Source organism: Arenibacter lacus (assembly GCF_008711145.1).
Lineage (GTDB): Bacteria > Bacteroidota > Bacteroidia > Flavobacteriales > Flavobacteriaceae > Arenibacter > Arenibacter amylolyticus.
Genome location: NZ_VVIN01000116.1, coordinates 1 through 4,239 on the forward strand (window position 1 = coordinate 1; position 4,239 = coordinate 4,239).

5 protein-coding genes and 1 pseudogene are annotated in these 4,239 nt (G+C 40.7%); 5 read left to right on the forward strand and 1 reads right to left on the reverse strand.

Annotated features, from left to right (window positions below):
* Positions 1–373: 373 nt before the first annotated feature.
* The 5 genes and pseudogenes from F1E73_RS16445 to F1E73_RS18140 all read left to right on the forward strand — a co-directional run.
* Positions 374–1,471, forward strand: coding sequence for a ScyD/ScyE family protein (locus F1E73_RS16445; protein ID WP_150452582.1), 1,098 nt, complete (start codon positions 374–376; stop codon positions 1,469–1,471).
* 281 nt (positions 1,472–1,752) lie between these two features.
* Positions 1,753–2,472, forward strand: coding sequence for an oxygen-binding di-iron domain-containing protein (locus tag F1E73_RS16450; protein ID WP_086477818.1), 720 nt, complete (start codon positions 1,753–1,755; stop codon positions 2,470–2,472).
* 11 nt (positions 2,473–2,483) lie between these two features.
* Positions 2,484–2,630 carry a tyrosine-type recombinase/integrase gene (locus F1E73_RS16455; RefSeq protein WP_150452583.1) on the forward strand — a complete coding sequence of 49 codons (147 nt, stop codon included), beginning with the start codon at positions 2,484–2,486 and terminating at the stop codon, positions 2,628–2,630.
* Between the two features lie 319 nt (positions 2,631–2,949).
* Positions 2,950–3,177 (forward strand): hypothetical protein, encoded by a 228-nt coding sequence (locus tag F1E73_RS16460; protein ID WP_150452584.1) that lies wholly within the window; start codon positions 2,950–2,952, stop codon positions 3,175–3,177.
* A 23-nt stretch (positions 3,178–3,200) separates the two neighbouring features.
* Positions 3,201–3,461, forward strand: a pseudogene (locus F1E73_RS18140) (type II toxin-antitoxin system RelE/ParE family toxin); the annotation flags it as partial.
* Between the two features lie 91 nt (positions 3,462–3,552).
* On the opposite strand, the gene F1E73_RS18025 reads toward F1E73_RS18140, so the two are convergent.
* Entirely contained in the window at positions 3,553–3,675 is a 123-nt protein-coding gene (locus tag F1E73_RS18025) for a hypothetical protein (RefSeq protein WP_262714309.1), read from the reverse strand.
* Positions 3,676–4,239 lie beyond the last annotated feature (564 nt).

Below are 4,239 nucleotides of genomic sequence, written 5' to 3' on the forward strand. Positions count from 1 at the left end.
TAGTTTCTCAGCCTAAAACCAAATAAATTGGGAAGGTAAATCTACCACAACAAAGGAAATGACCAATACTCCAATAGCCGCCCTTTTATTTAAAGGTTGATGAGATCCCTCCCACAACTTTAAATATTTATTAATTGTTTCCTATTTTCATTTGGGGTTATCCACAAAAAACCATACATTTATAAGAGACTGACAATCAACCTGTTTTTTTGATTTACCTTCTATTTACACTCTCCCATTTTAAAGTGCTCTTTGTTTATAGAAAGCACTTATGACGGTTTCTTGCGACCCCTCTTCAGCTTGTTAGGAATAATTTCATTCCGACTTAGAGTATTTTACTAAAAGAGTTTTCATTTACTTAAAAAATGTAATTATGAAAAATTTATCCATTTTCGGGGTCCTAACCCTGTCCCTCTTATTATTAACGGCATGTAGTAAAGAGTCTATTACCCCCGAAGCCATCTTAGAACATGGAGCTATTACAGCCAAAGCAGGTAAAAAAATGAGCTCCGAGGGTTTCACCACACCCCTTTTTGGTCTTGCAACCGCCCCTAACGGGGACATTTTGGTTGCGGACGGTGGCGCTGGAATTGCCAACGCTACGGGCACTACCAACATTCCTTTGCTTGGTGTTACTGACGTTGCCCCTATTGGAACCGGCTCTATGTGGGCCATCACGGGCGCTATTGGCGGACCCGACGGGGCTGTCATTAATACGGGCCAAGGTTTACATCGGGTCTCTAATGGCAATAGCAAACTCATTGCCGACCTATTTGCCTTTGAAGAAGCGTATGACCCTGATGGCGCTGGGGTAGATTCTAACCCTTTTGGCCTAGCCTCCCTAGGTGGCAATGCCGCATTGGTAACAGATGCAGGGGGAAACGACCTTCTTCAGGTTGATAGGCAGGGGAACATAAAGCTTTTGGCTGTATTCCCTGATGAAATGGTATCTACTGCCAACCTACAAGCCCTTGTAGGCTGCCCCAATCCTGATTTCGCGTTTATATGCGACACTCCACAATTGCCAGCACAAGCAGTCCCAACCACTGTAGTAGTGGGGCCAGACGGCTATTATTATGTGGGGGAGCTTAAAGGGTTTCCGGCTCCTGCAGATGCCTCCAATATATGGCGAATATCTCCCAATGCATCGGGAGCTGCCTGTGGTACAAGTGCGGATTGCATGAAGTTATTGGATGGAGGTTTCACTTCTATCATCGATTTAGCCTTTGGCCCCGACGGAAAACTCTACGTTGCAGAACTAGATGAACAAAGCTGGTTTGCAGTGGAAGTCTTAGGTACAGGTGTAGGTGGTACTATAAGTGCAATTGATATAGAAACATTGAATATTGAAGAGATAGCTACTGGGATAATGGGTCTTACAGGTATTACTTTTGGGAAGGACGGGAGTCTCTGGGCCACTACCCACTCCCTTAACCCCTCACTGGCAGAAGTCATAAAAATAGCTATGTAATCCGTTTTATGTCACAAGACTGTGGGGATAGCATTACTGATGAGTAGCACTACCAAATCGTTGGAACGACTCTGAGGAAATTGATTAACCATCCCGCTAAAGGTTTTAGCGGGATGGTTTCTTCTATTCTATAACACTAGCATAAATTTAGATGATTAAATATAAGAAGGTGCCAGCCAGCCATTCCTTCTCAACTCATAAAGCAACCTCCTACTTACCAGTGAATTACAACAGGACCCTTATAATTTTGATTTCACATCTAACCCTTAATCCCATACACCATGCAAATCCACGAAATTGCACCCGATGTTTACAGAATTTCCCTTTATGTACCAGAAATAAATTTACAATTCAATCATTTCCTCATCATGGACAATCAGCCCATGCTCTACCATGCAGGGATGAAAAATATGTTTCCAGCACTACGTGAGGCCGTAAGCAAACTCATCAACCCCTCAGCGCTTAGGTGGATTGGCTTTAGTCATTTTGAAGTAGATGAGTGCGGGGCCCTGAACGAGTGGCTCCAAATTGCTCCTAATGCCTTACCTGTCTGTAGTGAAGTGGGAGCCTTGGTTAATATGGGTGATTATTCCATCCGTCCTGCCCATGCCATGGCACAGGGAGACACCATTACTACGGGGAAACATAAGTTTCGTTTTATCAGAACCCCTCATCTTCCCCACGGTTGGGATGCTGGCGTATTGTTTGAGGAAACCAATAAGACCCTTTTTTGTTCGGATATTCTTCACCAAAATGGCGATGTAAAACCCATAACGGATTCGGATATCCTGTCCTTGCACAAAAGTTCCTTACTGGAGTTTGAAAATGGCCCGCTAATGGGATACACCCCCTATACCAAACGCACCGGAAAAATTATTCAGAGTTTGGTAGACCTCAACCCAAAAACATTGGCTACCATGCATGGCTCTTCCTTTAATGGCAACTGCAAGCAAACCCTAATGGATCTAGATGCCGTTCTCAGGGAAGTTTGGGAAGCGTAAGTCTTCACGCTATGGCAACCAATCTTATTCTCAATGATGTTCCCATAAACGCACTGAGCAAAATGCTTGGGCATAGTGATATGAGCACTACGGAAATATATATCAAGAACCTCCCAACCCATATAATGGATCAATATCAGGAAAGATTGGAAATTTAAATTATCATTCCGAAATTATTTGAAGCTACGGTGACTAATATATTTTCACATAAAATAGTAACCCATACCACGGTAATGTTGAACATTCAAATAGGAAATTAAATCTCCACATTTTTCGGTAAAAGAATATAAAGAAGATGCAACATGAATGCACAATCTGGAAAATGCCCGAAATGGTCAAAAAGCTAATTAATAGAACTAAAATACCAAACTGAGGATAATCCGTCCATAAGATTTACTGAGGAGAGCTTCCGTTTGTAGATTAGGGAACAGAGTTTGCAGATAAAAAAGTATCTTTGATAGGATAAAAGTTTCAATCATGAATATAGAAGCCAAAAAATTAGAGCTGATGCATCTTTTACTGCAAACGCAGAACGAAACCTTATTGGCGAAACTTAAGAAGGTATTTGACCAAGAGCAGGTAGACTGGTGGAACGAAATGACAATAGAAGAACAGAAAGAAATTAAAACAGGCTTAAAACAGGCAGATAAAGGCGAATATGCATCCAGTGAAACCGTCATGAAGCGTTTTGATAAATGGTATTAAATATTGTTTGAACACCACAGGCCGAAAGAGGCCTGGAAAATGTCATTGAATATCTTGAGGAAGAATGGACGGAAAAGGAAATCCACAATCTTAAACAGAACTTGCAAGACTTTTTAATCCGTATAAGTAAATATCCGAAAATCTATCCTGAAACAGGTAATTATAAAAATCTCCATAAAGGACTGGTAGAAAAGAATAACTATATTATCTACAGAATACAACCCACAAAAGGACTTATTGAAATTATCAATTTTAGAGGGACAAAACAAGAACCGCTAGAATGAGTTACTGTAAATATGGACTCCCAACAAATTTTCAACAATAATAACTTCAAAACTATATAAAACTCCATTACGGAAAAGTTGTTTTTGAAGCCTACATAGAAAGCCAATTCCTTTTTTTGTATTTGGAGTAATCCGTAAACTCGTCCCTGAAGCCATTATAGGCTTCTTCCTCTTTAGAAGTGGTAGGACCTAAGAGCGTATCCAGGGCATACATCCCACCTCTTAATGGTTACGTCTTATAGGCACAGAACTATTGGTCTCGAAGAATCTTCTTGGAAGGATTACCTACGGTGTTCCTTCAGCAAGTAATGTTGCAAATTCGAAACCACACAGCTATCGCTGCTTGGTTTATCTATTTCTTGTAAAACATTTTCCGAAGAATCTTCTTGGAAGGATTACCTGCGGTGTTCCTTCAGCAAGCAATGTTGCAAATTCGAAACCACACAGCTATCGCTGCTTGGTTTATCTATTTCTTGTCAAACATTTTCCGAAGAATCTTCTTGGAAGGATTACCTACGGTGTTCCTTCAGCAAGTAATGTTGCAAATTCGAAACCACACAGCTATCGCTGCTTGTTTTTTTAATTTATTCCAAAACTCAAACTCCGTTTGGTTTTTTTATAAATTAAAAAACCACGCCCAAGGGCGTGGTTTCGAGAGTGTCGTGATGGCAGAAGGATTCGAACCTTCGACCGCCTGCTTAGAAGTCATTTAAATATTGGTTTCAAATGGCCTCTAAAACACTCAAACTGCTGATTATCAGTGTTGTAAAAATTATTT

Excerpts from the sequence above, each read along its gene's own strand:
- F1E73_RS16445 (WP_150452582.1), top strand. The coding sequence starts at position 374 with ATGAAAAATTTATCCATTTTCGGGGTCCTAACCCTGTCCCTCTTATTA.
- F1E73_RS16450 (WP_086477818.1), top strand. The coding sequence starts at position 1,753 with ATGCAAATCCACGAAATTGCACCCGATGTTTACAGAATTTCCCTTTAT.
- F1E73_RS16455 (WP_150452583.1), top strand. The coding sequence starts at position 2,484 with ATGGCAACCAATCTTATTCTCAATGATGTTCCCATAAACGCACTGAGC.
- F1E73_RS16460 (WP_150452584.1), top strand. The coding sequence starts at position 2,950 with ATGAATATAGAAGCCAAAAAATTAGAGCTGATGCATCTTTTACTGCAA.
- F1E73_RS18025 (WP_262714309.1), bottom strand. The coding sequence starts at position 3,675 with ATGTATGCCCTGGATACGCTCTTAGGTCCTACCACTTCTAAAGAGGAA.